The organism is Burkholderia sp. AU38729 (assembly GCF_020419725.1).
Classification (GTDB): Bacteria; Pseudomonadota; Gammaproteobacteria; order Burkholderiales; family Burkholderiaceae; genus Burkholderia.
In genome coordinates, this window is sequence record NZ_JAIZQO010000003.1 from 17,711 (window position 1) to 44,102 (window position 26,392).

Sequence of the window (26,392 nt, forward strand, 5' to 3'; positions counted from 1 at the left end):
TCGTTCATTCTTGCTGATGCGGGGAGGGAAGGTATGACCGCGTCGCAACGCACGCTGATGGTGATGGCAGGCGGCACCGGCGGCCACGTGTTCCCGGGGCTCGCGGTCGCGCACCGGATGGAAGCGGCGGGCTGGCGCGTCGTGTGGCTCGGCAATCCGGCCGGGATGGAAGCGACGCTCGTGCCGAAGCACGGCATTCCGATGGAGTACGTGCGGTTCGGCGGGCTGCGCGGCAAGGGTTTGAAGACCAAGTTGACGCTGCCGTTCAACCTGCTGCGCGCATGCGGGCAAAGCCTCGCCGCGCTGCGCCGCGTGCGGCCCGACGTCGTGCTCGGGATGGGCGGCTACATCACGTTCCCGGCGGGCGTGATGACCGCGCTGTCGGGCCGTCCGCTCGTGCTGCATGAACAGAATTCGATCGCGGGCCTGACGAACAAGGTGCTCGCGAAATTCGCGAAGCGCGTGCTCGTCGCGTTCCCCGGCGCGCTGCCGCACGCGGAATGGACGGGTAACCCGATTCGCGCGGAACTTGCCGGCACGCAAGCGCCCAAAGCACGCTATGCATCGCGCAGCGGCCCGCTGAACGTGCTGGTCGTCGGCGGCAGCCTCGGGGCGGCCGCGCTGAATGAAGTCGTGCCGCGCGCGCTGGCGATGCTGGCGCCGGGCGAACGCCCGCGCATCGTGCACCAGGCCGGCGCGAAGCACATCGAAGCATTGAAGGCGAATTACGAAGCGGCCGGTTTCGCGGCCGGCGAGGACGTGCGGCTCGTGCCCTTCATCGACGACATGGCGGCCGCGTATGCGGCGGCGGATCTCGTGATCTGCCGGTCAGGGGCGATGACGGTGTCGGAGATCGCGGCGGTGGGCGTGGCGGCGCTGTTCGTGCCGTTCCCGTACGCGGTCGACGATCACCAGACGAGCAACGCCGCGTTCCTCGCCGATGCGGGCGCGGCCGTGCTGGTGCAACAACGCGACCTGTCGGCGGAATTGCTTGCCGACTGGCTGCGCGGCCAGTCGCGGGCATCGCTCGCGGACATGGCGGAACGTTCGCGCTCGCTGGCGAAGCCCGAGGCCACCGACGAAGTCGCGCGCGTGTGCGCGAAGGCGGCCGGCGCGAACCTGGAACCACTTAAATGAAACAACCCCGACGCTCACTTCGTTCGCTTGGGGGGGCGCAGCCCCCCCATAAAGCCTGTCCATCGGGATTTGGGGCGGCCCGGCGGAGGCTGACATGAAACACATCGTCAAACACATTCATTTCGTCGGGATCGGCGGCGCGGGCATGAGCGGCATCGCCGAAGTGCTCGTCAACCTCGGTTACGAGGTCAGCGGCTCGGACCTGTCACGCAACGCGGTGACCGATCGTCTCCAGGCGCTCGGCGCGCGGATCGCGATCGGCCACGACGCGGCGAACATCGAGGGCGCGAACGCGGTCGTCGTGTCGACGGCCGTGCGTTCGGACAACCCGGAAGTGCTGGCCGCGCGCGCGAAGCGCGTGCCGATCGTGCAGCGTGCGGTGATGCTGGCGGAGTTGATGCGCCTGAAGCAGGGCATCGCGATCGCCGGCACCCACGGCAAGACCACGACGACGAGCCTCGTCGCGAGCGTGCTCGCGGCGGGCGGGCTCGATCCAACCTTCGTGATCGGCGGGCGCCTGATCAGCGCCGGCGCGAACGCGCGGCTCGGCACGGGCGACTTCATCGTCGCCGAGGCCGACGAGTCGGACGCGTCGTTCCTGAACCTGTATCCGGTGATCGAAGTCATCACGAACATCGACGCCGACCACATGGACACCTACGGCCACGATTTCGCGCGGCTCAAGCAGGCGTTCATCGAATTCACGCAGCGCCTGCCGTTCTACGGCAGCGCGGTCGTGTGCGTCGACGATCCGAACGTGCGGCAGATCATCCCGTTCATTTCGAAGCCGGTCGTGCGCTACGGGCTGTCGCCGGACGCGCAGGTGCGCGCCGAAGACATCGATGCACGCGACGGCCGCATGCATTTCACGGTGATCCGCGAAGGGCGCGCGCCGCTCGCGGTCGTGCTGAACATGCCGGGCCTGCACAACGTGCAGAACGCGCTCGCGGCGATCGCGATCGCGACCGATCTCGGCGTGTCGGACGACGCGATCCAGCTGGCGCTGGCGGAATTCAACGGCGTCGGCCGGCGCTTCCAGCGTTACGGCGAGGTGCCGACCGCGGACGGCGGCCAGTACACGCTGATCGACGACTACGGCCATCACCCGGTCGAGATGGCCGCGACGATCGCGGCCGCGCGCGGCGCGTTCCCGGGGCGCCGCCTCGTGCTGGCGTTCCAGCCGCACCGTTACACGCGCACCCGCGACTGCTTCGACGATTTCGTCAACGTGCTGTCGACGGTCGACGCGCTGGTGCTGACCGAAGTCTACGCGGCGGGCGAGGCGGCGATCTCGACCGCCAATGGCGACGCGCTGTCGCGTGCGCTGCGCGCGGTGGGGAAGGTTGACCCGGTGTTCGTCGCGACGGTCGACGACGTGCCGGACGCATTGGCGAAGGTCGCGCAGAACGGCGACGTGGTGATCACGATGGGCGCGGGTTCGATCGGCGGCGTGCCGGCGAAGGTTGCGCAGCACACTCAACAGAAGGCATGACATGAGCGGGATTGATCCGAAACGTTTCGGCAAGGTGGCGGTGTTGTTCGGCGGCGAGTCCTCGGAGCGCGAGGTGTCGCTCACGTCGGGCAAGCTCGTGCTGCAGGGCCTGCGCGACGCGGGCATCGACGCGCACCCGTTCGACCCGGCCGAGCGCCCGCTGGCGGCGCTGAAGGATGAAGGGTTCGTGCGCGCGTTCAACGCACTCCACGGCGGCTACGGCGAGAACGGCCAGATCCAGGGCGCGCTCGATTTCTACGGCATTCGCTACACGGGCAGCGGCGTGCTCGGGTCGGCGCTCGGCCTCGACAAGTTCCGCACGAAGCTCGTGTGGCAGCAGACGGGCGTGCCGACGCCGCCGTTCGAGACGGTGCTGCGCGGCGACGACCTCGCGGCGCGGGCGACGGACATCGTCGCGAAGCTCGGCCTGCCGCTGTTCGTGAAGCCGGCGAGCGAGGGCTCGAGCGTGGCGGTGCTGAAGGTGAAGACGGCCGATGCGCTGCCGGCCGCGCTCGCGGAAGCCGCCAAGCATGACCCGATCGTGATCGTCGAGAAGAGCATCGAGGGCGGCGGCGAGTACACCGCCTGCATCGCCGGCGATCTCGACCTGCCGGTGATCAAGATCGTACCGGCCGGCGAGTTCTACGACTATCACGCGAAGTACGTCGCCGACGACACGCAATACCTGATTCCGTGCGGGCTGCCCGCCGACAAGGAAGCGGAGCTCAAGCGCGTCGCGCGCCGGGCGTTCGACGTGCTCGGCTGCACCGACTGGGGTCGCGCGGATTTCATGCTCGACGCCGACGGCAACGCGTACTTCCTGGAAGTGAACACCGCGCCGGGCATGACCGACCACTCGCTGCCGCCGAAGGCCGCGCGCGCGGTCGGCATCAGCTATTCGGAGCTGGTCGTGAAGGTGCTGTCGCTCACGCTCAACGACTGACGCAGGAACGGAACGACGTATGTGGAACAACGTTCGCCAACTCAACCTTGCCGCCAGCGCGCTGTATGCGCTGCTGCTGCTCGTGTTGGCGGCGGCCGGTTGCTACTGGCTGATCCAGCGCCCGACGTTCGCGCTGCGGGAAATCCGGATCGACGGCGACACCGAGCACATCAATTCACCGACGGTGCGCGCGGGCGTGGTCGGCCGGCTGAAGGGCAATTTCTTCACGGTCGATCTCGACGCCGCACGCGCCGCGTTCGAGCAGATGCCCTGGGTGCGCCATGCGAGCGTGCGCCGGGTGTGGCCGAATGCGCTGGCTGTCACGCTCGAGGAGTACAAACCGCTCGGGACCTGGGGCAGCGACCAGCTCGTGAGCGTCGATGGCGAGCTGTTCACCGCGAACCAGGGCGAGCTGGAGCAGGAACTGCCGGCGTTTGACGGTCCGGAGGGCAGTGCGAAGGAAGTCGTCACGCGGTATCGCGACTTCGGGAAATGGTTTGCGCCGCTGAAGGCGGCGCCGGAAGAAGTGACGCTGTCGGCGCGGTACGCGTGGACGGTGAAGCTGTCGAACGGCATGCAGGTCGAGCTGGGCAAGGAACGCAACAGCGAGTCGCTGCATGACCGGAGCCAGCGCCTGGTCGCCGCATGGCCGGCCGTCACGGAACGCTGGGGCAACGACATCGAGTACGCGGACCTGCGCTATCCGAACGGATTCGCGATTCGCGCGGCAGGCATGCGGTTCCTGACCGATACCGACAAGCGCAAGAAGTAACGAGAGATCACACGCAAGAGCACTTTATGAGCAAAGACTACAAGGATCTGCTGGTTTCCCTCGACATCGGCACGTCGAAGGTGGTGGCCATCGTCGCCGAGCTGAAGGGCGAAGGCCACTACGAGGTGATCGGCCTCGGCCAGAGCGAGTCGAAGGGTCTGAAGAAAGGTGTGGTGGTCAACATCGAGGCCACCGTGCAGTCGATCCAGCGCGCGCTCGAGGAAGCCGAGCTGATGGCCGACTGCAAGATCACCAACGTGTTCACGGGGATCGCGGGCAGCCACATCCGCAGCTTCAACTCGAGCGGGATGGTCGCGATCAAGGACAAGGAAGTCACGCAGACCGACGTCGCGCGCGTGATCGAGACCGCGAAGGCGATCAACATCCCGACCGACCAGCAGGTGCTGCACATCCTCACGCAGGAATTCATCATCGACGGCCAGGAAGACGTGCGCGAGCCGATCGGCATGAGCGGCATCCGGCTGGAAGTGAAGGTGCACATCGTGACGGGCGCGGTGAGTGCCGCGCAGAACATCGTCAAGTGCGTGCGCCGCTGCGGGCTCGAAGTGAACGACCTGATCCTGCAGCCGCTCGCGTCGTCGCTGGCCGTGCTGACGGAAGACGAGAAGGATCTCGGCGTGGTGCTGGTCGACATCGGCGGCGGCACGACGGACATCGCGATCTTCGCCGAAGGCGCGATCCGCCACACCGCGGTGATTCCGATCGCCGGCGACCAGATCACGAGCGACATCGCGATGGCGCTGCGCACGCCGACGCCGGATGCGGAAGACATCAAGGTCGGCTACGGGATCGCGAAGCAGGCGCTGGCCGATCCGGACGAAATGGTCGAAGTGCCGGGCCTCGGCGAACGCGGCCCGCGCACGCTGTCGCGCCAGGCGCTGGCAGCCGTGATCGAGCCGCGCGTCGAGGAGCTGTTCTCGCTCGTGCAGCAGGTCGTGCGCGAATCCGGTTACGAAGAACTCCTGAGCTCCGGCGTGGTCATTACCGGCGGTGCGTCGATGATGCCCGGCATGGTCGAGCTCGGCGAAGACATTTTCCTGAAACCGGTGCGCATCGGCGCGCCGGAGTATGCAGGCGGCCTTTCCGACGTCGTGCGCAATCCGCGCTACTCGACGGCGATGGGGCTGCTCGTCGAAGGCAGTGCCCAGCGCATGCGCGGCCGCAAGGTCGCCGTGCAGTCCGGCAACGCGGGACAGGTGTTCTCGCGGATGAAGGAATGGTTCCTGAGCAACTTCTGACATACCGAATCGAAATTCGCGCTGGTGCCGGCGGCTGGCGCGCGACAGGGGGTTGCCCGATCTCCTGCCGAATAACGGCCGAGTAGCAGTCATTCTCTTGACGGAGGCAACAATGGAATTCGAAATGCTGGAAACCGAGACCAACGGCACCATCATCAAGGTGGTCGGCGTTGGCGGCGCTGGCGGCAATGCCGTCCAGCACATGATCAACCGCGGCGTGCAGGGCGTCGACTTCATCGTGATGAACACGGATGCGCAGGCGCTGTCGCGTTCGCGCGCGTCGTCGGTGATCCAGCTCGGCAACACGGGCCTGGGCGCCGGTGCGAAGCCGGAAATGGGTCGTGCGGCAGCGGAAGAAGCGCGTGAGCGCATCGCCGACGCACTGCGCGGCGCGCACATGGTGTTCATCACGGCCGGCATGGGTGGCGGCACGGGCACGGGCGCGGCACCGGTGGTCGCGCAGATCGCGAAGGAGATGGGCATCCTGACGGTGGGTGTCGTCAGCAAGCCGTTCGAATTCGAAGGCGGCAAGCGCATGCGCGTCGCTGAAGCCGGTTCGCAGCAACTGGAGGATCACGTCGACTCGCTGATCGTCGTGCTGAACGACAAGCTGTTCGACGTGATGGGCGACGACGCCGAGATGGACAAGTGCTTCCAGTGCGCGGACGACGTGTTGAACAACGCGGTCGCAGGCATCGCTGAAATCATCAATGTCGATGGCCTCGTGAACGTCGACTTCGAAGACGTGAAGACGGTGATGGGTGAGCAGGGCAAGGCGATGATGGGCACGGCGACGGTCGCCGGCGTCGATCGCGCACGCCTCGCGGCGGAACAGGCCGTGGCGAGCCCGCTGCTCGAAGGCGTCGATCTGTCGGGCGCGCGCGGCGTACTGGTCAACATCACGTCGAGCCGTTCGCTGCGTCTGTCGGAAACGCGCGAAGTGATGAACACGATCAAGAGCTACGCGGCGGAAGATGCGACGGTGATCTTCGGTGCGGTGTACGACGACGCAATGGGCGATGCGCTACGCGTGACGGTCGTGGCAACGGGTCTGGGCCGTGCGGCGAAGAAGCAGCAATCGGCACCGATGACGCTGCTGCGCACGGGTACGGACAACCAGCCGGTCAGCGCGGTATCGCACGGTTATGCGCCGACGCATCACGTCAGCACGGCAGACTACGGCGCGCTCGACACGCCGGCGGTGTGGCGCAATTCGCGCGAAACCGCGGCATCGCACGTGCAGGCGCTGCAGGAGAAGGGTGTCGACACGTACGACATCCCGGCTTTCCTGCGCAAGCAGGCTGACTGACGCACACACAGGCGAAGCCGCGGCGAATCTGCCGCGGTAACGCCGGCGTGACGGATGCTACGGACCACGACAGGCCGCGTCGGCTGCGACGCCGGGCCGGGAAACGTGCCCTCTCCGCTCAAGCGGGGCGGGATGGACCGTGCTGTCCGCGACACGCTGAAAAACCGTATCGCTATGAGGGACCAGCCATGATTCAAGTGGGCGACGCGCTGCCCGACGCGCAATTGTTCGAGTACATCGACGACGCGCGCGAAGGGTGCACGCTGGGGCCGAATGCCTACAGCGTGCGCGACCAGGTTGCGGGAAAGCGGGTGGTGATCTTCGGATTGCCGGGCGCTTTCACGCCGACCTGCTCGGCGCAGCATGTGCCGGGCTATGTCGAACACGCCGAGCAATTGCGCGCGGCGGGCATCGACGAGATCTGGTGCGTGTCCGTCAACGACGCATTCGTGATGGGCGCATGGGGACGTGATCTGCACACCGCGGGCAAGGTGCGCATGATGGCGGACGGTAGCGCGGCTTTCACTCATGCGCTGGGGCTGACGCAGGATCTGTCCGCGCGTGGCATGGGAATTCGTTCCCTGCGCTACGCGATGGTGATTGACGGCGGTGTGGTCAAGACGCTGGCCGTCGAGGCGCCGGGCAAATTCGAAGTGAGCGATGCGGCGAGTGTTCTCGCGACGTTGACGTCCTGATCGTGCGGTGCGCCGTTGCCTTCCGGCAACGCTGCTCACCGGCCTCAGGGCAGTTGTAACACGGGCTGATGACCGGAAACGCCTCCGTTCCGGGCATCGGCCCGTCCCGTATCGGCGCGGGTAAACAGTTGAAACAGATTGATACGCAGTTTCAAACGACGCTGAATAGGGAATTACGCTATAATCTCCCCTATCGAATATAACTCCTGATTGATATCTTCAATCACGACGAAGAACATCATGCTGAAGCAGCGCACCATCAAATCCATCGTGAAGACCGTGGGTATCGGTGTCCACTCGGGCCGCAAGATCGAGCTGACGCTCCGTCCTGCCGCACCCGGCACGGGCATCGTCTTCTCGCGCGTCGACCTTCCCACGCCCGTCGACATTCCCGCCGCGGCGACGTCGATCGGCGATACGCGGCTCGCGTCGGTGTTGCAGAAGGATGGCGTGCGCGTGTCGACCGTCGAGCACCTGATGTCGGCATGTGCCGGCCTCGGTATCGACAACCTCTATGTCGACGTGACAGCCGAGGAAATCCCGATCATGGACGGCAGCGCGGCGACCTTCGTGTTCCTGATCCAGTCCGCCGGGATCGAGGAGCAGAACGCGCCGAAGCGCTTCGTCAAGGTGAAGAAGACGGTCGAAATCCGTGATGGCGACAAGTTCGCGCGTCTCGATCCGTACTTCGGTTTCAAGCTGAAATTCTCGATCGACTTCCGTCACCCGGCCGTCGACAAGACCGGCCAGGAGCTCGAGGTCGATTTCGCGAATACGTCGTACGTGCGCGAGATTGCGCGTGCACGCACGTTCGGCTTCGCACATGAAGCCGAGATGCTGCGCGAGATGGGTCTCGCCCGTGGCGGCAGCATGGAAAACGCGATCGTGCTCGACGAGTACCGCATCCTGAACAACGACGGGTTGCGCTACGACGACGAGTTCGTGAAGCACAAGATGCTCGACGCGATCGGCGACCTGTACGTGATCGGCCATCCGCTGCTGGCGTCGTACACGGCGTACAAGTCGGGCCACGGGCTGAACAACGCGCTGCTGCGCGAACTGCTCGTGAACGAAGATGCGTACGAGATCGTCACGTTCGACGATCCGCAAGCCGCACCGAAAGGCTTCGCGTTCGACATGCAGACGGCCTTCGCCTGATCTGCGTTCGACGCAAGCAATAAAAAAGCAGCCTTCGGGCTGCTTTTTTATTGGCCGGCTGCGGGGCGTGCCGTCAGCGTGGTTTAGCGCCATGCCGGGCCGCCATCCGCGCGAGCGCGTCCTGCAGCGGTGACGGTTCGAGATGATCTGCCAGGTCGCGCAACGCGGCCGCGCCGACCGACGTCATCCGCGCCTGCTTCACGTGGGGCGGCTCCGGCGCATCCTTCGGGCGTACGCGTACGCGTAGCGTCGAGACCGGCCAGCCGCGTTTTTGCAGATCGCCGAGCAACCGCGGTTCGACCTGTCGCAGACGAGCGGCCAACGCGTTGTGCGCAGCAAAGAGGGTCAGGGTGCCATCCTTCACGAAGCCGGGCTCGATATGGTTCGCCAGATAGTCGGGCAGGAGCGCGGCAAGATCGCGCTGCAGCGATGCGATCTGTTCGACGCCGGCGCGCAGCGCCGCGAACGCGTCGGTGCGGCCGAGCACTTCGGACACGGGTTGCGGGCGATACGGGGCGAGCGGGCCGAAATGCTTGGAAAATCGGTTCATCGAGACATTCTTCGGGCGCGCACGCGCGCGGACGTTGACGCCGATTGTACCCGTGCGGGCCCGTGCACGGGCGGCTTTCGCCCCGACGGCCCGGCGGTCTGCGCGCAGTGTCCGTCCGGCCGAGACACGGGCGCACGCTTCCCCGCGTGCTAAAATTCATCGTTTGAGTCCACTAATTCGCTAAGCCGCCGAGGCTCGGGCGCCGGGGCGCGCAACACGCGCCGGGCGCCGGTGCTGCGACGCAGGATCCGATCCGATGACAACCGGTTTTCTCCAGAAAATTTTTGGCAGCCGCAACCAGCGGCTCGTCAAGCAATACCAAAAGACCGTCACGACGATCAATGCGCTCGAAACGCAGATCGAGAAGCTGACGGACGACCAGTTGCGCGGCAAGACGGACGAATTCCGCCAGCGGGTCGCGGCCGGCGAGTCGCTCGACAAGCTGCTGCCCGAGGCCTTCGCGGTCTGCCGCGAGGCCAGCCGTCGCGTGCTGAAGATGCGGCACTTCGACGTGCAGATGATCGGCGGCATGGTGCTCCACTACGGCAAGATCGCGGAAATGCGCACCGGCGAGGGCAAGACGCTCGTCGCGACGCTGCCCGTGTACCTGAACGCGCTGGCAGGCCGCGGCGTGCACGTGGTGACCGTCAACGATTACCTCGCACAGCGCGACGCCGAATGGATGGCGCGCCTCTACAACTTCCTCGGTCTGTCGGTCGGCATCAACCTGTCCGGCATGGAGCACGACCAGAAGCAGCAGGCCTACGCGGCGGACATCACGTACGGCACGAACAACGAATTCGGCTTCGACTACCTGCGCGACAACATGGTCTACGAGACCGACGCGCGCGTGCAGCGGGCCCTGAATTTCGCGGTCGTCGACGAAGTGGACTCGATCCTGATCGACGAGGCGCGTACGCCGCTGATCATTTCGGGCCAGGCCGAGGATCACACCGAGCTGTACGTGCGGATGAACGCACTGCCGCCGCTGCTCGAGCGCCAGATCGGCGAAGAGAAGGCCGACGGCACGGGCGTCGAGAAGCCGGGCGACTACACGCTCGACGAGAAGGCGCGCCAGGTGTTCCTGACGGAATCGGGCCACGAGAAGGCCGAGCGCCTGCTCGCAGAATGGGGCCTGATCGGCGAGGGCGAGAGCCTGTACGCACCGCAGAACATCACGCTGATGCACCACGTGTACGCGGCGCTGCGCGCGCACACGCTGTTCCACAAGGATCAGCACTACGTCGTGCAGAACGGCGAAGTGGTCATCGTCGACGAATTCACGGGCCGCCTGATGGCCGGCCGCCGCTGGTCCGACGGCCTGCACCAGGCGGTCGAGGCGAAGGAGCACGTGAAGATCCAGAGCGAGAACCAGACGCTCGCGTCGATCACGTTCCAGAACTACTTCCGGATGTACGCGAAGCTGGCCGGCATGACCGGTACCGCCGACACCGAAGCGTACGAATTCAACGAGATCTACGGCCTCGAGACGGTCGTGATCCCGACCAACCGTCCGCCGAAGCGGATCGACAAGCAGGACCAGATCTACAAGACGGCCAAGGAGCGCTATGACGCGGTGATCCGCGACATCCGCGAATGCTACGAACGCGGTCAGCCGGTGCTGGTCGGCACGACGTCGATCGAGAACTCGGAGCTGCTGTCGCACCTGCTGAAGCAGGCGGGGTTGCCGCACGAGGTGCTGAACGCGAAGCAGCACGAGCGCGAAGCGGCGATCGTCGCGGAAGCCGGCCGCCCGAAGCGCGTCACGATCGCAACCAACATGGCCGGCCGCGGTACCGACATCGTGCTCGGCGGCAATGCCGAGAAGCAGGCCGCATTCATCGAGGCCGACGAAGCGATCCCGGCCGACGAGAAGGCGCGCCGCATCCAGCAGCTGCACGACGAATGGGAAACGCTGCACGAGCAGGTGAAGGCCGCGGGCGGCCTGCACATCATCGGCACCGAGCGCCACGAATCGCGCCGGATCGACAACCAGTTGCGCGGCCGTGCGGGCCGCCAGGGCGATCCGGGCTCGTCGCGCTTCTACCTGTCGCTCGACGATCCGCTGCTGCGCATCTTCGCGGGCGACCGCGTGCGTTCGATCATGGACCGCCTGAAGATGCCGGAAGGCGAGGCGATCGAGGCGGGCATCGTCACGCGCTCGATCGAGTCCGCGCAGCGCAAGGTCGAAGCGCGCAACTTCGACATCCGCAAGCAGCTGCTCGAATACGACGACGTGTCGAACGACCAGCGCAAGGTGATCTACCAGCAGCGTAACGAGTTGCTCGAAGCGCACGACATCACCGAGACGATCACCGCGATGCGTCACGGCGTCGTTACCGAAGTCGTCCGCCAGTTCGTGCCGGAAGGCAGCATCGAAGAGCAGTGGGACGTGCCCGAGCTCGAGGAAGCGCTGCGCAACGACTGGCAGCTCGACCTCGCGATCCAGGAAATGGTGAACGAGTCCTCGTCGATCACGGCCGAGGAGATCCTCGACGCGGTGATGACGGCCGCCGACGAGCAGTACGAGGCGAAGGTCGCGATGGTCGGCCGCGAATCGTTCAGTGCGTTCGAGCGCTCGGTGATGCTGCAGACGGTCGACCGCCTGTGGCGCGAGCATCTCGCGGCGCTCGACCACCTGCGCCAGGGCATCCATCTGCGCGGCTATGCGCAGAAGAATCCGAAGCAGGAATACAAGCGCGAAGCGTTCGAACTGTTCGCCGCGATGCTCGAAGCGATCAAGCAGGAAGTCACGCGCGTCGTGATGAACGTGCAGATCCAGTCGCCGGAACAGCTCGAGCAGGCCGCCGAGCAGATCGAAGAGCGTGGCGGTCATCTCGAGAACGTCGAGTACCAGCACGCCGATTACGCGGAAGCCGGTGCGCCGGTGGCCAACGTCGCGGCTGCCGTGGCGGCCACGGCGACAGCCGACATGGTCGGTAGCGCGATGACGCACAGCGGCCCCGGCGGCGAAATGCCGAGGGTCGGCCGCAACGACCCGTGCCCGTGCGGCAGCGGCAAGAAGTACAAGCAATGTCACGGGAAGCTGTCATGATCGACGGCGGCGCGCATCGCGCGTGCCGCGTCATTCGCAGCTTCGCGTGAGTGATGTGAGTTGCGGCGGCCCGCGCGTGCGGCCGCTGGTTCTTCCAATCGATGCCGGCGCATGCCGGCATTTTCCATCCGGCAGGTGTGCCCCATGGCTGTCAATTTTCCGTCGATCGATCCCGCCCAACTGCATCCCGTCGCCGGCGTCACGCTCGGCTGGGCGGAAGCGAACATCCGCAAGCCGAATCGCAAGGACGTGCTGGTCATCTCCGTCGACGAAGGCGCGACGGTCGCGGGCGTGTTCACCGAAAACCGTTTCTGCGCAGCGCCGGTCACCGTCTGCCGCGAGCATCTGGCGAAGGTGCGCGCGGGCGGCGCGGGCATTCGCGCGCTCGTGGTGAATACGGGCAATGCGAACGCGGGCACCGGCGAGCCGGGCCTCGTGAACGCACGCGAAACCTGCACGGAACTCGCGCGCCTCGCGGGCATCGAGCCGGCGCAGGTGCTGCCGTTCTCGACCGGCGTGATCCTCGAGCCGCTGCCGATCGATCGCCTGAAGGCCGGCCTGCCGGCCGCGCTCGCGAACCGCAAGGCCGCGAACTGGTTCGACGCCGCGCAGGCGATCATGACGACGGACACGCTGCCGAAGGCCACGTCGCGCCAGGTGACGATCGACGGCCATACGGTCACGTTGACGGGCATCAGCAAGGGCGCGGGCATGATCAAGCCGAACATGGCGACGATGCTCGGCTTCCTCGCGTTCGACGCGAACGTCGCGCAGCCGGTGCTCGACACGCTCGTAAAGGAAGTCGCGGATCGCTCGTTCAACTGCATCACGATCGACGGCGACACGTCGACGAACGACTCGTTCATCCTGATCGCGTCGGGCAAGAGCACGCTGCCGGCGATCACGTCGACCGATTCGCCGGCCTACGCGGTGCTGCGCGATGCGGTGACGGAAGTTGCGCAGGTGCTGTCGCAATTGATCGTGCGCGATGGCGAAGGCGCGACGAAATTCATGACGGTGCACGTCGAAGGCGGCAAGAACGTCGCGGAATGCCGCCAGATCGCTTATGCGATCGGCCATTCGCCGCTCGTGAAGACGGCGTTCTATGCATCCGACCCCAACCTCGGCCGGATTCTCGCGGCGATCGGCTACGCAGGTGTCGCGGATCTGGACGTCGACAAGATCGACCTCTATCTCGACGACGTGCTCGTCGCGAAGGCGGGCGGCCGCAACCCGGCTTACCAGGAAGAAGACGGCCAGCGCGTGATGAAGCAGAGCGAAATCACGATTCGCGTGCTGCTCGGCCGCGGCGACGCGCAGGCCACCATCTGGACGTGCGACCTGTCGCATGACTACGTGAGCATCAACGCGGATTACCGCTCCTGATCGGGAGCGTTCGAACGACATGGACAAGCTTGAACAGTTTCTGACGCGCGCCGAAGCGCTGCTCGGCCGTCTCGAGGGGATGCTGCCGCCCGCGCCGGCCGCGGTCGACTGGAATGCCGCGCATGCGTTCCGCTGGCGCAAGCGCCAGGGGCGCGGCTATCTGCAGCCGGTGCCGGCCGTGTCGTCGATCACGCTCGGTGACCTGCACAACATCGATCGCCAGAAAGGGCTGATCGAACAGAACACGCGGCAGTTCGTGCAGCAGAAGCCGGCCAACAACGTGCTGCTGACCGGCGCGCGCGGTACCGGCAAATCGTCGCTGATCAAGGCGTGCCTGAACGCGTATGCGAACGACGGCCTGCGCCTGATCGAAGTCGACAAGGACGACCTGCACGATCTCGGCGACATCGTCGACCTGATCTCGCAGCGTCCCGAGCGATTCATCGTGTTTTGCGACGACCTGTCGTTCGAGGAGGGCGAGTCGGGCTACAAGGCGCTGAAGGTCGCGCTCGACGGCTCGATCGCCGCGCAGTCGGACAACGTGCTGATCTACGCGACGTCGAACCGCCGCCATCTGCTGCCCGAGTACATGAGCGACAACGAGTCGTACAAGCATCTTCCGGATGGCGAGATTCACCCCGGCGAAGTCGTCGAGGAAAAGATCTCGCTGTCGGAGCGTTTCGGCCTGTGGGTCAGCTTCTATCCGTTCAAGCAGGACGACTACCTCGACATCGTCGGGCACTGGCTGCGTCATTTCGGCTGCCCGGATGCGGAAATCGAATCCGCACGCGGCGATGCGCTCGTGTGGGCGCTCGAGCGCGGTTCGCGGTCGGGACGCGTCGCGTGGCAGTTTGCGCGTGACTGGTCGGGCCGCAAGGAGCAGGCATGAGCGCGGATCTCGCACAAGGCGCGGTGCGCGCGCCCGATGGCCGCAAGGTGACGGAAGTCGCGGTCGGCGTGATGGTGCAGCCGGACGGAAGCTACCTGCTCGCGCAGCGGCTGCAAGGTAAGCCGTATGAAGGCTACTGGGAGTTTCCGGGCGGCAAGCTGGAGGCCGGTGAAAGCGTCGAGGACGCGCTTGCGCGCGAACTGCACGAGGAGCTCGGCATCGAAGTCACGGCCAGCCACCGCTGGCACACGCTCGAGCACGATTATCCGCATGCGTACGTGCGGCTGTATTTCTGCAAGGTGACGAGCTGGACGGGCGAGCCGCACAGCAAGGAAGGGCAGGCGTTCGTGTGGCAGCAACTGCCGGTCGCCGTCGCGCCGCTGTTGCCGGCCGCGCTGCCGGTGCTCGAACTGCTCGAGAAGGAAGCCGCGTCGAACTGACGCCATGATGGCCTGCCGGAAAGGCGGGCCATATCACTAGCAGGCGGTGCTGTGCGCCGCTCAGCTGTCGCGGCGGCCGTCCGTGCCGTCTTCTTCCGACGAGGGGCCCTCGTCGGAGGATCCACCGATCCGGTACTTTTCCGCGGCCCATGCGCCGAGGTCGAGCTGCTTGCAGCGGGCCGAGCAGAACGGGCGGAACTGATTTTCGGGCGTCCAGCGCACTTCGGCGCCGCACGACGGGCATTTCACAACGGTAGTCATACGAAAGCGATCCGGCCCGCGGCCGTTACAGATTGCACAATGTCAGATGGAACGGCACGTCGATATCCACCGCGCGCGGACGCACATCGCCGTCCTGCATGGTGAACCGTACCCACAGCATGTATTTGTTCGCGCTCGCTTCGGGAATGACGCGCAACTCCGGCGGCACGCGCACCTGCATCAGCTGGTAGGTGCGGCCGGACAGCATCTGCTGGTAGCTGCCCTGCATCGCCATGACCTTCGACGCCTGGCCCGATTCGCGCGCGAGCCGCAGCACGATCGTCACCGCGTCGCGCAGCGGCAGCATCGGCAGGATCCACTTCGCGATGTCCTGGCGCCGCTGCTCGGCGGGCCACTGCTGCCATGCGTAGTACGACGGCAGGTCGAACTTGCACGTGCCGCCGGGAATCACCGCACGGCTGCGGATGCTGGCGAGCCACTCGTTGTCGACGAGGTGCTGCCCGGTCTTGCCCTGCATCTGCGCGAGGTTCGCGAGCGTCTGCTCGATTTCGCCGAGCACGGCTTCGAGCGCGTTCTGCTCGATGCCCGGATTGCCGCGAAAGGGGGCGAGCGTCTGGCGCTGACGTTCGAGCTCCTTCATCAGATCCGATTTCAGGTCCGCGCGGCCCGTTACCTCGGCGATTTCGAACAGCGTCGTCAGCGCGACGTGGTGTTCACGCGGGTCCTCCTGAGCCAAAAAGAACGCGAAGCGCTCGAAGAGATCTTCGAGGCGCAACAGCGTGCGAATTCGCTCGTTGAACGGATACTCGTAAAGAATCAAGCGCGCTCGCCTCTTGGGTAGGGATTGAAACAATGCAGGACATTCTAATGCTCACTCTCTACCCTAGCAACGCGCCAATTTCGTACACCATCACGATTGGGCACGAGCTTCAGCGCGCGGCGGCCGCAAACCCGAGATAGCGTTGGTGCAGTGCATCGACCTGTGCGGCGAGCGCGTCGGGTGTCGTCGCGTCGTTGACGATCACGTCGTCGGCCGCCGCGAGACGTGCTTCGCGCGTCGCCTGTTTCGCGATGATCGCTTCGACCTGCTCGCGCGTGAAGCCGTTGCGCCGCATCACGCGTGCGATCTGCGTGTCGACCGGGCAATCGACGACGAGCACGCGATCGCAGCGCGCCTTCCAGTTGCCTGACTCGACGAGCAGCGGCACCACGAACATCACGTACGGGCCTTGCGCTTCGCGGGCTTCGCGATCGGTCTCCGCGCGGATCAGCGGATGTGTGATCGCTTCAAGGCGCCGGAGCGCGGCGTCGTCGCTGAAGATCAGTGCGCGCATCTTCGCACGATCGAGCGAGCCGTCGGCGGCAACGAAGTCGCGGCCGAATGCCTGTTCGATCGCGGGCATCGCGAGACCGCCCGGTGCGGTGATGCGATGGGCGATCAGATCGGTATCGACCAGTGACGCGCCGCGGGCGCCGAACAGGTCGGCGACGGTCGTCTTGCCGCTGCCGATGCCGCCGGTGAGTCCAATGGCGAACATGTCAGCCTCCGAGCGCCGAATAGAACGGGGTGCCGAAAAACAGCGTCGCGGCGCCGCCTGCCGCGAGGAACGGGCCGAACGGAATCGGCTCCTCGAAGCGCATGCGGCCGCGCCAGGTCGCGATGAGCCCGACGATCGCGCCCGTCACCGCGGCGAACAGCACGACCTGCGGCAATGCGGCCCAGCCCATCCATGCGCCGAGCGCGGCGAGCAGCTTCAGGTCGCCAAAACCGATGCCCTCGATGCCGCGCAGCCATTTGAACAGCCAGTAGATTGCCCACAGGAACAGGTAGCCGGCCATGGCCCCGATCACCGCCGAGCGCAGCGACGTGAACGTGCCGCCGAGGTTCAGCACGAGCCCGGCCCAGAGGAGCGGTAGCGTCATCGAGTCGGGGAGGTAGCCCGTCCGGATATCGATCGCGCTCATCGCGAGCAGTGCGGCGCACAGCGCGAACGCGGCAAGCGCGGCGACGGTCGGGCCGAATACCGCGAGTGAGCCGGCGGCGAGCAGCGCGCACGCGAACTCGACGAGCGGATATACGATGCCGATCCCGTGGCCGCAGCGCCGGCAGCGCCCGCGCAGCATCAGAAAGCTGACGAGCGGGATGTTTTCCCATGCGCGCAGCACGTGGCCGCAATGCGGGCAGGCGCTGCGCGGGCGCCACAAATCGTAGCGCGGCGGGTAGCCGTCGTCGGGCGGGGCGCTCGCGTTGCCGGTCGCTTCATCGATCTCGGCCTGCCACGCACGCTGCATCATCACGGGCAGCCGGTGGACGACCACGTTCAGGAAGCTGCCGACGCACAGGCCGACGACGATCGCGAACGCATACTGCAGCGCGGGCGGCAGCATCGCCAGCGCGAGCAGCGTGCTCTCGGGCGAATCGGTAACGGAGTACAGGGGCGCTGGCGTCATGAGGCTCAAGGTTCGGACTAAAAGGCGACAGAATCGGTTGCGATGCTACACCACGTTGCCGAGCTGAAGGATGGGCAGGTACATCGCGATCACGAGGCCGCCGACGAGTGCGCCCAGTACGATCACGATCAGCGGTTCGCCGAGCGCGGCGAGTGCATCGAGACGCGCGTCGAGCTGGCGTTCGCACAGCGCCGCGATGTCGGCGAGCATCACGTCGAGCGCACCCGTCTCCTCGGCGACGGCGATCGGCTGCACGACGTCGTCCGGAAAGCATCCGGCCGACTGCATGGCGTCCGCGAGGCGTGCGCCGCGCAGCACGCGGGCTGCGATGTGCGCAGTGGCGTGCTCGAACACCGGATGGCCGGCAGTGCGCTCGAGCGTGGCGAAGGCGTCGGCGAGCGGCACACCGGCGCCGAGCAGCGTCGCCAGCGAGCGGCACCAGCGTGCGGCCGCGTACCGGCTGAGCGCGCTACCCGCGAGCGGCGCGTGCAATAGTTGCCGCGCGACAGCGTGGCGCAGCGGTGCCGACCGCCGCAGCGCGTGATGCGCGGCCAGCCCGGCTGCCGCGGCAATGGCAAGGAGCCCACCGCCCCATGCCGACAGTGCGGAGGACAGCGCGAGCAGCGCGCGGGTTGGCGCCGGCAGTGCGGCGCCGAACCCGTCGAAAATCTGGCGGAACGTCGGTACCACCCACACCATCAGCGCGGCCGAGATCGCGAGCCCGAACAGGATGACGGCCGCCGGGTACGCGAGCGCGGCCCGCAGCTTGCGCCACTGAGCGTCGGTGCGCTCGCGGTGTGCCGCGACCCGCGTCAGCACGATGCCGAGCGAGCCGGACGCTTCGCCGACCTCGATCAGCTGGCGATACAGCGTGCCGAACTGGGATGGATAGCGTGCGAGTGCATCGGCGAAGCGCCGGCCGCCGACGATCTCGCGGGCGAGCCCGGCTGCGATGCGTGGCAGACCGTCGTGTGGCCGCGTACGCGCGAGCATCTCGAGCGACGGCGCGAGCGGCAACCCGGCCTGCAGCAGGCTCGCGAGCTGGCGCGTGAAGCGCGTGACGTCCCGCGCGCTGGCCGTGGGCGGCCGGGCCGCCCCGCGGACATCGAGCGACAGTACGGCGATGCCGTCGCGTGCGAGCGCGGCACGTGCGCCCGCGGCGTCGAATGCAATGACGGTCCCGCGGCGCGATGTGCCGTCGCGACGGCGGCCGCGCCACGCGAAGCGGGTTTCGCGCGGCGGCGTGTGCATGCTCATGCGGCAGGTGTCGCGGCGAGGGCTTCCGCGATGCTCGTCGTGCCGTCACGGACGCGCGCAAGCGCCGCGTCGCGCAGACTGCGCACGCCTTCGGCCGCCACGCATTGCGCGAGCTCGCCAACACTCGCCCGTGCGACGATGCGTTCCGCCAGCCCGGACGACACCGGCATCGTCTGATGCAGGCCGACGCGGCCGCGATAGCCGATGCCGTGACAGGCCGGACAGCCTCGCGCAACGAACGGCCGCCATCCGGTTGCGAGGGCGGCCGGGTCGCAGCCGGCTTCGCGCAGGACGGGCGCCGGTGCGTCCGAGTGCACGCGGCAGGCGGTGCACAGCCTCCGGACGAGGCGTTGCGCGGTGACGAGGTGCAGCGCGGCCGCGAGGTTGTACGGCGCGACACCGATGTCGAGCAGCCGCGCGACGGCGGCCGGTGCGTCGTTCGTATGCAGCGTCGACAGCACGAGATGGCCGGTCTGCGCGGCCTTGATCGCGACGTCGGCCGTCTCCGCATCGCGAATCTCGCCGACCATGATGATGTCCGGATCCTGCCGCAAGAGCGCGCGCAGTGCCGTCGCGAACGTGAGCCCGGCCTTTTCGGCGACACCGACCTGGCTGATGCCGTCGAGCTGGATCTCGGCGGGATCCTCGACCGTGCAGACGTTGTGCGCGTCGCGATCGAGCATCTGCAGCGCGCAGTAGAGCGACAGCGTCTTGCCGCTGCCGGTCGGACCCGTGACGAGTACGAGGCCATGCGGGGCGCGTATCGCGGCCTCCATCGCGGCCGCCTGCTGCGCGTCGAAGCCGAGGCGGGCGAGTGTGAGGTCGGTCGGCATGGTTTCGAGCCGCCGCAGCACCAGCTTTTCACCGAACAACGTGGGCAGCGAGCTGACCCGGTAGTCGCCGCGTGTACCGCCGTCGATCACGATGCGCAGCCTGCCGTCCTGCGGGAGCCGCCGCTCGGCGATGTCCATGCGCGCGAGCACCTTGATCCGTGTGACGAGCGCGTCGCGCAGATGAAGGGGCGGCCGTGCATGTTCGTGCAGCACGCCGTCGATGCGCAGGCGAATGCGCCAGCCGGCTTCGAATGGTTCGACGTGGATGTCGGATGCATCACGTACGCGCGCCGCGTGAAGCGTGTCCGTCAGCAGCCGCACGGCCGGCGCATCGTCGAGCTGGGCCGCGTCGAGCGCGCGCGGTGCGGTGGCGGGCGACGTATCGGAGTGGGTGGGCGGCTGCGTGCGCAGCGGCGCCCCGGGAGGAGGGAAATGCATGTGAGCCGGCTCGCTGGCCGCCTGTTGACCGTGACCAGCAGATGGTCGCGCGTCGCGGGCGGCGCCGGCAGTCAGCCGTTCGGCTAGCGCGACGTGGCGCGTGCGGTGCGCGAGCTGCGCGGCTTGAAGAGCTTGACGGTGCGCACGGCCTGATCGTCGCTGCGCATCACCTCGAGCATCACGTCGCCGATTTTCAGGCACACGTCGTCTTCCGGAATTTCCTCGAGGATTTCGAGCACCAGGCCGTTCAGCGTCTTCGGCCCGTCGGTCGGCAGCTTCAGATGCAACCAGCGATTCAGTTCGCGCAGCGGCATGCTCGCCGAGACGATGCATTCGCCGTTCTCGTCCCAGCCGCCCTTGCGCTCGCTGCGCGGCATCGACGTCGTGAATTCGCCGATCAGCTCCTCGATGATGTCTTCGGGCGTGACGAGCCCTTCGAGTTCGCCGTACTCGTTGACGACGAGCGCGGTCCGCTGGCGGGTTTCCTGGAAAAACTGGAGCTGCTGGACCACCGGTGTGCCGGACGGCACGTAGTACGGCTCGGCGAGCAGCGCGCGCAGCGTCTCGCGGTCGAATTCCTGGTTGTGCAGCGCGGTCAGCGTCTTGCGGACGTGCAACACGCCGAGCACCTTGTCGATGTCGCCTTCGTAGACGACGAGCCGGTTGTGATAGCAGGTTTCGAGCTGGTGCAGGACGTCGTCGAGCGGCGCGTAGAAATTGAGCGACTCGATCTGGCGGCGCGGCACCATCACGTCGTCGACCGTGATGTTCTCGAGATCGAACAGGTTGAGCAGGATGCTGCGGTGCTTGGTCGGCATGAAACTGCTCGACTCGAGCACGATGGCCCGCAGCTCGTCGGCCGACATTCGCTGGTCGCGACCCTTCTTCGTGTTGATGCGCAGCACCCACAGCACGCCGTTCGCGAGGGCGTTGACGAACCAGACGACGGGCTTGAACACGCGCATCAGCGGCGCGATCACGAGGCTCGCGGGCAGCGCGATGCGTTCGGGGAACGTCGCGCCGACGATCTTCGGCGCGATTTCGGCGAACACGATGATCAGGAACGCGACGATGCCGGTCGCGATCGACAGCGCGAGGTTGTTGCGGCCGAACGTATGCAGCGCGAGCGACGTCGTCAGGACCGGGATGATCGTGTTGAACAGGTTGTTGCCGATCAGGATCACGCTGAGCAGCAGGTCAGTGCGCGTGAGCAGGCCTTGCGTGGTTTTCGCGCCGAGTGCGCCCTGGCTGGCGAGATGCTTCAGCCGATGACGGTTGAGCGCCATCATCGCGGTTTCGGAAATCGAAAAGAAGCTGGAACAGAGGAGAAGCAGGAAGACGGCGCCGATTTGCGCCCATAAGGGAATTTGGTCCACGCGTTGGAAGGGCAGTGAAGGACTGGGATGGGAGAAATATAGCAGAGGCCGGCGACCGCGATGTGTCGTGCGCGACACGAGGAGCTAGCGGCGGCCGGGTAAAAAAAAACCGTGCACGAAGTGCACGGTTTTTTAAAATCTGGTCGGGGTGAGAGGATTCGAACCTCCGGCCTCTACGTCCCGAACGTAGCGCTCTACCAGGCTAAGCTACACCCCGATTTTTGCTCTTTGGACTTCGCCGTCTTCGTTAAGAATCGCTGCGTCGTCACAAGCAAGAACGTAACTATAACGATGTTTTTTCTAAAAGGGAATACTTTGATGAAGAAAATTTTCGAGACAAGGCATCGCGTCGCGTTCGCGGCGTGTTTACGATTGCCGCGACGTCGAGTATGAGCACAGCCCGAGCAGGCTTTCCTTATAGATCGAGTCCGGGAACGCGGCAATCGCCGCGGCTGCCGCCTGCGCTTCCTGGCGTGCGCATTCGAGCGTGTGATCCAGTGCGCCCGAGCGCGTGATTGCTTCGAAGATCGTGTCGAAGCGATCGGTGCCGCCCTGTTCGATCGCTTCGCGTGCCAGCGCCGACTGTTCGGGCGTGCCGCGTTCGATCAGATAGATGAGCGGCAGCGTCGGCTTGCCTTCGCGAAGGTCGTCGCCGGCATTCTTGCCCATTGCCTCGGCGGTGCCCGCGTAGTCGAGCCAGTCGTCCATGATCTGGAATGCAGTGCCGATCCGGCGGCCGTATTCGGCGGCGGCCGCCTCGGTCGGCGCATCGGCGCCCGCGAGTACCGCGCCCAGACGTGCCGAGGCCTCGAACAGCTTGGCCGTCTTGTAACGGATCACCTGCATGTAGCGCGTTTCGTCGACGTCCGCGTCGTGCATGTTGAGGAGCTGCAGCACCTCGCCTTCGGAAATGATCGTCGTCGCTTCCGACAGGATCTCCATCACGCGCATCTTGCCGACGCCGACCATCATCTCGAACGAGCGCGAATAGAGGTAGTCGCCTACCAGCACGCTCGCCGCGTTGCCGAACAGCGCATTGGCGGTCTGGCGGCCGCGGCGCAGCTCGGATTCGTCGACGACGTCGTCATGCAGCAGCGTGGCCGTGTGGATGAACTCGACGACGGCGGCCAGCACGTGCCGCTGGTGCGACGTCTCGCCGAGCGCGCCGGCGACGAGCAGCAGCAATGCCGGCCGCAGCCGCTTGCCGCCCGCGCCGATGATGTACTCGGCGATCTGGTTGATCAGCAGCACATCGGACGCGAGGCTTTGCCGGATAACGCGATTCACCTGCTCCATGTCAGTGGTGATCGGAGCGAGCAGATGGGCGGCGCTGAGGGTGGGGGAGGCGGTGGACGACGACATGATGATGGAATTGGGTGATGCCGCGGATTATAAGTCGAATCCGCGATATGCCGGTCTGTCAGACGTACCAGCGGCGCGATTTTGGCCGTCCGGTAGAGGCCCGCGCGCGGCAATCGGCGATCGGCTTTGACTTGGGCGCTAAGCCCATGTATAATCACGTGTTTTCCGCGCGTGGTGTGCGGAAAAATTGGATCCAGAGTGAGGTTCTCAATGTACGCGGTCATAAAAACCGGCGGCAAGCAGTACAAGGTTGCCGTTGGCGAAAAACTCAAAGTAGAACAGATACCGGCTGACATTGACGCTGAAATCACGCTCGACCAGGTTCTCGCAGTGGGCGAAGGCGAATCGATTAAGTTCGGTACGCCGCTGGTCAGTGGGGCTTCCGTCAAGGCCACCGTTGTGTCGCACGGTCGTCATGCCAAGGTCACCATCTTCAAGATGCGTCGCCGGAAGCACTACCAAAAGCACGGCGGCCACCGCCAGAACTACACTGAGCTGCGCATCGACGCGATCAACGCGTAAGCGCCTCGGTAAAGGAGCAATCAGATGGCACACAAAAAGGCAGGCGGCTCTTCCCGGAACGGCCGCGACTCCGAGTCGAAACGTCTCGGCGTGAAAGTGTACGGCGGCCAGGCAATCAATGCCGGCGGCATCATCGTGCGTCAGCGCGGTACGCGCATGCACGCAGGCGAGAACGTCGGCATGGGCAAGGATCACACCCTGTTCGCGCTGGTCGACGGTCACGTCAAGTTCGCGACGAAGGGCGCGGACAAGAAGCATCTGGTCATCGTTGTCCCGGCGGCTGCCTAAGTTCAGGCACCCACGGGCTTCGTAGCCGAAAGGCCCCGCAGTCTTCGCGGGGCCTTTTTTTATTTGGCCGCCGGGCGCGTGTGCGTTCGGGCGGCCATCGCGCAACCGGCGTACGATCGGCCGAACGGCAGATTGTTCAAGCGCGCCGGCGCGCGGCACAATAGCGGAAATACTGGGCGGAGTGACGAATGAAGTTCATTGACGAAGCACGAATCGAAGTCATCGCCGGAGACGGAGGCGATGGCAGTGCGTCGATGCGCCGCGAGAAATTCGTCCCGTTCGGCGGGCCGGACGGCGGCGACGGCGGCCGGGGCGGTAGCGTATACGCGATCGCCGACCGCAACATCAACACGCTGATCGACTACCGTTACGCGAAGAAGCACCTGGCGCGCAACGGCGAAAACGGGCGCGGATCGGATTGCTACGGCAAGGGCGGCGACGATGTCACGCTGCGCATGCCGGTCGGCACGATGATCAGCGACATGGATACCGGCGAGCTGATCGCCGACCTGACCGAGCACGACCAGCAGGTGATGCTTGCGCAGGGCGGCGCCGGCGGGCTCGGCAACCTGCATTTCAAGTCGAGCACGAACCGCGCGCCGCGCCAGAAGACGGACGGCAAGCCCGGCGAGCGTCGCATGCTGAAGCTCGAGCTGAAGGTGCTCGCCGATGTCGGCCTGCTCGGCATGCCGAACGCAGGCAAGTCGACGTTCATCTCGTCGGTGTCGAACGCGCGGCCGAAGATTGCCGACTATCCGTTCACGACGCTTGCGCCGAATCTCGGCGTGGTGCGCGTCGGTCCGAGCAAGAGCTTCGTGATCGCCGACATCCCGGGGCTGATCGAGGGCGCCGCCGAAGGCGCGGGCCTCGGCCATCAGTTCCTGCGCCACCTGCAGCGCACCGGCGTGCTGCTGCATCTGGTCGATCTCGCGCCGTTCGACGAAAGCGTCGATCCGGTGGCGGAAGCGACGGCGATCGTCGGCGAGCTGCGCAAGTACGACGAGGCGCTCTACGAGAAGCCGCGCTGGCTCGTGCTCAACAAGCTCGACATGGTGCCGGAAGACGAGCGCAAGGCGCGGGTCGCGGATTTCCTCGAGCGCTTCGAGTGGGACGGTCCCGTGTTCGAGATCTCGGCACTGACGGGCCAGGGGTGTGAAGCGCTGTGCTACGCGATTTACGACTACCTCTCCGAACATTCGGACGCGCATCGCGCCGCGGAGGCGGAAGATCTCGCGGCAGACGTGCGTTTCCGCGATGCGCCGCCTGCCAAGGGCGATGCAGCGCCGGGCGACGACGCCTGAGCGATTCCGGAACGCGCCGGGCGTGCCGCCCGGCGCCGGCGTTCAATCGCGCCCGGTCGGAAAGGCAGCAGATACAGGAGACAGTGCAGGATGCGTTCGATCATCGCGGATTCGAAGCGATTGGTGGTGAAGGTGGGCTCCAGCCTCGTGACCAACGACGGCAAGGGGCTCGATCATGCGGCAATCGGCCGTTGGGCGGCCCAGATCGCCGCACTGCGCGCGCAGGGCAAGGAAGTCGTGCTCGTCAGTTCGGGCGCGATCGCCGAAGGGATGCAGCGGCTCGGCTGGAGCAAGCGACCGCGGGAAATCGACGAGTTGCAGGCTGCCGCCGCAGTCGGCCAGATGGGGCTCGCGCAGGTCTATGAAAGCCGCTTCACCGAGCACGACATCCGCACCGCGCAGATCCTGCTGACGCATGCCGACCTGGCGGACCGCGAGCGTTACCTGAATGCGCGTTCGACGATGCTGACGCTGTTGCGGCTTGGCGTCGTGCCGATCATCAACGAGAACGACACGGTCGTCACCGACGAAATCAAGTTCGGCGACAACGACACGCTCGGCGCGCTCGTTGCAAACCTGATCGAAGGCGATGCGCTGATCATCCTGACCGACCAGTCGGGGCTGTTCACGGCCGATCCGCGCAAGGATCCGAATGCGACACTCGTTGCGGAAGCCAGTGCGGGCGCGCCGGAACTCGAGGCGATGGCCGGCGGCGCGGGCTCCAGCCTCGGCCGCGGCGGGATGCTGACGAAGATCCTCGCGGCGAAGCGCGCCGCGCACAGCGGCGCGAACACCGTGATCGCGAGCGGCCGGGAGGCCGACGTGCTCGTGCGTCTGGCGGCCGGTGAGGCGATCGGCACGCAACTGATCGCACGTACCGCGCGGATGGCGGCGCGCAAGCAGTGGATGGCCGACCATCTTCAGGTGCGCGGCCATGTCGTGATCGACGCAGGCGCGGTCGAGAAGCTGACGGCCGGCGGCAAGAGCCTGCTGCCGATCGGCGTGATCGACGTGCAGGGCGCGTTCGCGCGCGGCGAAGTCATCGCGTGTGTCGGCCCCGACGGGCGCGAAGTGGCGCGTGGGCTCACGAACTACAGCAGCGCGGAGACGAAACTGATTCACCGCAAGCCGAGCGGCGAGATCGAATCCGTGCTCGGCTACATGCTGGAGCCCGAATTGATCCATCGCGACAACCTGGTGCTCGTGTGACCATTCGTGCCGGTTCCGGCCGTCAAACGAAAAAGCCCGCGTGATGCG

General features: G+C 66.1%; 25 protein-coding genes and 1 tRNA gene. 16 read left to right on the top strand and 10 right to left on the bottom strand.

Annotation, left to right across the window (positions count from 1 at the left end; genetic code table 11):
- The first annotated feature begins 33 nt into the window (after positions 1-33).
- From murG to lpxC, 8 genes are all read left to right on the top strand, one after another.
- On the top strand, positions 34-1,137 hold the full coding sequence (gene murG, locus LGM56_RS08980; RefSeq protein ID WP_226204258.1) for an undecaprenyldiphospho-muramoylpentapeptide beta-N-acetylglucosaminyltransferase: 1,104 nt from the start codon (positions 34-36) through the stop codon (positions 1,135-1,137).
- 94 nt (positions 1,138-1,231) lie between these two features.
- On the top strand, positions 1,232-2,629 hold the full coding sequence (gene murC / locus LGM56_RS08985; RefSeq protein WP_089494045.1) for a UDP-N-acetylmuramate--L-alanine ligase: 1,398 nt from the start codon (positions 1,232-1,234) through the stop codon (positions 2,627-2,629).
- A gap of 1 nt (position 2,630) precedes the next feature.
- Positions 2,631-3,572: a D-alanine--D-alanine ligase gene (locus tag LGM56_RS08990; protein ID WP_089424424.1), complete on the top strand. Its 942-nt coding sequence runs from the start codon at positions 2,631-2,633 to the stop codon at positions 3,570-3,572.
- Positions 3,573-3,591: 19 nt separating this feature from the next.
- The gene (locus LGM56_RS08995) at positions 3,592-4,344 is read left to right on the top strand and encodes a cell division protein FtsQ/DivIB (RefSeq protein ID WP_011350842.1); all 753 of its coding nucleotides are present in this window, start codon (positions 3,592-3,594) and stop codon (positions 4,342-4,344) included.
- A 26-nt stretch (positions 4,345-4,370) separates the two neighbouring features.
- Positions 4,371-5,603 carry a cell division protein FtsA gene (ftsA, locus tag LGM56_RS09000; RefSeq protein WP_006487138.1) on the top strand — a complete coding sequence of 411 codons (1,233 nt, stop codon included), beginning with the start codon at positions 4,371-4,373 and terminating at the stop codon, positions 5,601-5,603.
- Between the two features lie 112 nt (positions 5,604-5,715).
- Positions 5,716-6,912, top strand: coding sequence for a cell division protein FtsZ (gene ftsZ / locus LGM56_RS09005; protein ID WP_011350843.1), 1,197 nt, complete (start codon positions 5,716-5,718; stop codon positions 6,910-6,912).
- Between the two features lie 188 nt (positions 6,913-7,100).
- Entirely contained in the window at positions 7,101-7,607 is a 507-nt protein-coding gene (locus LGM56_RS09010) for a peroxiredoxin (protein WP_011350844.1), read from the top strand.
- A 240-nt stretch (positions 7,608-7,847) separates the two neighbouring features.
- Positions 7,848-8,765: a UDP-3-O-acyl-N-acetylglucosamine deacetylase gene (lpxC, locus tag LGM56_RS09015; protein ID WP_226204260.1), complete on the top strand. Its 918-nt coding sequence runs from the start codon at positions 7,848-7,850 to the stop codon at positions 8,763-8,765.
- 73 nt (positions 8,766-8,838) lie between these two features.
- Here the strand turns inward: lpxC and LGM56_RS09020 are convergent, their stop codons facing one another.
- Complete coding sequence (locus LGM56_RS09020; RefSeq protein WP_226204262.1) at positions 8,839-9,315, bottom strand: DUF721 domain-containing protein; 477 nt, start codon at positions 9,313-9,315, stop codon at positions 8,839-8,841.
- A gap of 256 nt (positions 9,316-9,571) precedes the next feature.
- On the opposite strand from LGM56_RS09020, the gene secA reads away from it, so the two are divergent.
- From secA to LGM56_RS09040, 4 genes are all read left to right on the top strand, one after another.
- Positions 9,572-12,370, top strand: a complete 2,799-nt coding sequence (gene secA, locus LGM56_RS09025) for a preprotein translocase subunit SecA (RefSeq protein ID WP_089494047.1) — start codon at positions 9,572-9,574, stop codon at positions 12,368-12,370.
- 144 nt (positions 12,371-12,514) lie between these two features.
- Positions 12,515-13,756 (top strand): bifunctional glutamate N-acetyltransferase/amino-acid acetyltransferase ArgJ, encoded by a 1,242-nt coding sequence (argJ, locus tag LGM56_RS09030; protein ID WP_226204264.1) that lies wholly within the window; start codon positions 12,515-12,517, stop codon positions 13,754-13,756.
- Between the two features lie 19 nt (positions 13,757-13,775).
- Positions 13,776-14,645 (top strand): ATP-binding protein, encoded by an 870-nt coding sequence (locus LGM56_RS09035; RefSeq protein ID WP_089439171.1) that lies wholly within the window; start codon positions 13,776-13,778, stop codon positions 14,643-14,645.
- Positions 14,642-15,085 carry an NUDIX domain-containing protein gene (locus LGM56_RS09040; protein ID WP_089494048.1) on the top strand — a complete coding sequence of 148 codons (444 nt, stop codon included), beginning with the start codon at positions 14,642-14,644 and terminating at the stop codon, positions 15,083-15,085. Before LGM56_RS09035 ends, LGM56_RS09040 begins: the two co-directional genes overlap by 4 nt.
- A gap of 60 nt (positions 15,086-15,145) precedes the next feature.
- On the opposite strand, the gene LGM56_RS09045 is transcribed toward LGM56_RS09040, so the two are convergent.
- The 9 genes from LGM56_RS09045 to LGM56_RS09085 form a co-directional block, all read right to left on the bottom strand.
- The gene (locus LGM56_RS09045; protein WP_027788444.1) at positions 15,146-15,346 is read right to left on the bottom strand and encodes a DNA gyrase inhibitor YacG; all 201 of its coding nucleotides are present in this window, start codon (positions 15,344-15,346) and stop codon (positions 15,146-15,148) included.
- Between the two features lie 25 nt (positions 15,347-15,371).
- Complete coding sequence (zapD, locus tag LGM56_RS09050; RefSeq protein WP_039353119.1) at positions 15,372-16,127, bottom strand: cell division protein ZapD; 756 nt, start codon at positions 16,125-16,127, stop codon at positions 15,372-15,374.
- Positions 16,128-16,236: 109 nt separating this feature from the next.
- The gene (gene coaE / locus LGM56_RS09055; protein WP_226204266.1) at positions 16,237-16,845 is read right to left on the bottom strand and encodes a dephospho-CoA kinase; all 609 of its coding nucleotides are present in this window, start codon (positions 16,843-16,845) and stop codon (positions 16,237-16,239) included.
- Between the two features lies 1 nt (position 16,846).
- Positions 16,847-17,758, bottom strand: coding sequence for a prepilin peptidase (locus tag LGM56_RS09060; RefSeq protein WP_226204267.1), 912 nt, complete (start codon positions 17,756-17,758; stop codon positions 16,847-16,849).
- Between the two features lie 45 nt (positions 17,759-17,803).
- Positions 17,804-19,015: a type II secretion system F family protein gene (locus LGM56_RS09065; RefSeq protein ID WP_226204269.1), complete on the bottom strand. Its 1,212-nt coding sequence runs from the start codon at positions 19,013-19,015 to the stop codon at positions 17,804-17,806.
- On the bottom strand, positions 19,012-20,286 hold the full coding sequence (locus LGM56_RS09070; protein WP_226204271.1) for a GspE/PulE family protein: 1,275 nt from the start codon (positions 20,284-20,286) through the stop codon (positions 19,012-19,014). The genes LGM56_RS09065 and LGM56_RS09070 overlap by 4 nt, the downstream gene beginning before the upstream one ends.
- An 83-nt stretch (positions 20,287-20,369) precedes the next feature.
- Positions 20,370-21,662, bottom strand: a complete 1,293-nt coding sequence (locus tag LGM56_RS09075; protein ID WP_179254791.1) for an HlyC/CorC family transporter — start codon at positions 21,660-21,662, stop codon at positions 20,370-20,372.
- Between the two features lie 140 nt (positions 21,663-21,802).
- Positions 21,803-21,879 (bottom strand) — tRNA-Pro (locus tag LGM56_RS09080).
- A gap of 149 nt (positions 21,880-22,028) precedes the next feature.
- A complete protein-coding gene (locus LGM56_RS09085) occupies positions 22,029-23,024 on the bottom strand; it encodes a polyprenyl synthetase family protein (RefSeq protein ID WP_089424435.1) in 996 nt (331 codons plus the stop codon).
- A gap of 210 nt (positions 23,025-23,234) precedes the next feature.
- Between LGM56_RS09085 and rplU the strand changes: the two genes are divergently transcribed.
- The 4 genes from rplU (at position 23,235) to proB (ending at position 26,344) form a co-directional block, all read left to right on the top strand.
- Positions 23,235-23,546 carry a 50S ribosomal protein L21 gene (rplU, locus tag LGM56_RS09090; protein WP_006025184.1) on the top strand — a complete coding sequence of 104 codons (312 nt, stop codon included), beginning with the start codon at positions 23,235-23,237 and terminating at the stop codon, positions 23,544-23,546.
- 24 nt (positions 23,547-23,570) lie between these two features.
- A complete protein-coding gene (gene rpmA / locus LGM56_RS09095; protein ID WP_006476999.1) occupies positions 23,571-23,834 on the top strand; it encodes a 50S ribosomal protein L27 in 264 nt (87 codons plus the stop codon).
- Between the two features lie 188 nt (positions 23,835-24,022).
- Entirely contained in the window at positions 24,023-25,135 is a 1,113-nt protein-coding gene (gene obgE, locus LGM56_RS09100) for a GTPase ObgE (RefSeq protein WP_089455548.1), read from the top strand.
- Between the two features lie 90 nt (positions 25,136-25,225).
- Entirely contained in the window at positions 25,226-26,344 is a 1,119-nt protein-coding gene (proB, locus tag LGM56_RS09105) for a glutamate 5-kinase (RefSeq protein ID WP_089439177.1), read from the top strand.
- The last annotated feature ends 48 nt before the right edge of the window (positions 26,345-26,392 follow it).